Raw genomic sequence first — 2,081 nt, forward strand, 5'->3', positions numbered from 1 at the left:
TTTCGACCCCAGGACAGCCGGTTCCGCGCCCGGCTGCTCTCCGGCCGGCCGGCCGCTTCGCGATCGCGGCAGGAACAGGGCGGCGATCATCGCCATCACGACCAGCGCGAAGGACCAGCGGAACGTATGGCCGAATGCCGGGCCCAGCGTCACCGGGTCCGCCCCGTGCCCGTCGCGGCCGCCCATCTGCTGCGTCAGGATCACGGTCAGCAGCGCGGTGCCGATCGATCCGCCGACCCGCTGCACCACGTTCAGGCCGCTCGTCGCCCGGGCGATTTCGTGGTGCTGCAGGTCCGCGAGCGCCGCGCTCATCGCCGGCATCATGGTGGCCCCCATGCCCAGCCCGCTGACGAACAGGGTCGGCTCGATCCACCAGAACGGCGTCGTCCCGGCGATCCCGGCCAGGCTCAGCATCGCCAGCCCCACCAGCGCCAGCCCGGCCAGAACGACCTTGCCGGGGCCGATCCGGTCCACCAGCCGGCTGGCGATGGGCATGGACAGCATGGCGCCGAAACCCTGCGGCGCCAGCAGCAGGCCGGCATCCAGCGCCGGCGCCCCGCGCACCAACTGGAAATACAGGGCCAGTATCAGGGAAATGCCGAAAAACGCCGTTCCGAACAGAAAGGTCGTCAGCGCCGCCGCGCCGAAGGTCCGCCGGCCGAACAGCCGCATGTCGATCAGCGGGTCTTCCCTGCGCAGCGCATGCAGCACAAAGCCGCCGATCAGGACCAGCCCGAGGGCGACGCATCCGTCGCCGGACAGGCCGGACAGGTTTCCCGCCTCGGTAACCCGCGCCAGGCCGAAGACGAAGATCGCCAGCCCCGGCGATACCAGCAGCAGCCCGGGCCAGTCCAGCGCGTGGCGCGCCTTGGATTGGTCGGGCGGGAGGATCCGCGCCGCCGCATACAGCCCCACCGCGCCGATCGGCAGGTTGATGAAGAAGATCCAGCGCCATGATGCGTCATCGACCAGCCAGCCGCCCAGGACCGGCCCGAAGATCGGCCCCAGCAGCATCGGCACGCCGATGATGCCCATCAGCCGCGCGATCCGCCGCGGCCCCGCCGCATGGCGCAGGATCGTCATCCCGGCCGGGGTGATCATCCCGCCGCCGAATCCCTGCAGCACGCGGAACAGGATCAGCGTCGCCGGCGACCATGCCGCGCCGGACAGGGCCGATCCGGCCAGGAACAGCAGGATCGACGTCATGTACAGCCGCTTGGTGCCGAACCGGTCGGCCGCCCAGCCGGTCAGCGGAATCACGGTCGCCAGCGCCAGCATGTAGCCGGTCGACACCCACTGCATCGTCGCCAGCGAGACGTCGAAGATCCGCGCCAGATCCTTGATCGCCACATTGACCACCGTGGTATCCAGGATCGACATCACCGTGCCGATCACCACCACCATGGCGATGCGCAGCAGCGGCGCATCCAGCCTGGTCGGCGCGGCCGGGTCTTGGGCCGGGTCTGGGGCCGGGTCTGGGATCGCGTTCATTGCCTGGCCCCTTTGCATCCGCATCATGATGCGGGCTTGGGGCGTGGCGATCAAGGGCGGGCCGGCACGCTTATGCGGCGCCGGGGTCGTCGTCCAGCCCGATATCCAGCGCCCGCACCGTATGGGTCAGCCAGCCCACCGACAGGATATCCACCCCCGTCGCGGCGATCGCGGGCGCGGTGTCCGGGGTGATCCCGCCCGACGCCTCGGTCAGGGCGCGGCCATCGACCATCGCCACCGCCCGGTGCAACTGCGCCGGCGCCATGTTGTCCAGCAGATACGCATCCGCCCCGCCGGCCCGCAGCGCCGCGTCCAACTGGTCCAGCGTATCGACCTCCAGCTCGATGCTGACCAGATGTCCGGCCCGTGCCCGGGCCGCCGCCAGCGCGCGGCCGACATCGCCGCCGGCCAGGGCGATGTGGTTGTCCTTGATCATGATCGCGTCGTCCAACCGGAACCGGTGGTTGGACCCGCCGCCCGCCCGCACGGCATATTTCTGGATCGCCCGCAGCCCCGGCAGGGTCTTGCGGGTGCAGCACACGCGCGCCCGGGTGTCCGCGACGGCGCGGACGATCCCGGCGGTGGCGGTG

2 protein-coding genes are annotated in these 2,081 nt (G+C 70.9%); both read right to left on the reverse strand.

Annotated features, from left to right (window positions below):
* On the reverse strand, positions 1-1,491 hold a 1,491-nt coding region (locus tag HUK84_RS15830), incomplete at its 3' end, for a DHA2 family efflux MFS transporter permease subunit (protein WP_176641141.1).
* A 70-nt stretch (positions 1,492-1,561) separates the two neighbouring features.
* Positions 1,562-2,081 (reverse strand): carboxylating nicotinate-nucleotide diphosphorylase (gene nadC, locus HUK84_RS15835; protein WP_176641142.1); only part of this gene is annotated, 520 nt, incomplete at its 5' end.

It is taken from the genome of Nguyenibacter vanlangensis (assembly GCF_013376155.1).
Lineage (GTDB): Bacteria > Pseudomonadota > Alphaproteobacteria > Acetobacterales > Acetobacteraceae > Gluconacetobacter > Gluconacetobacter vanlangensis.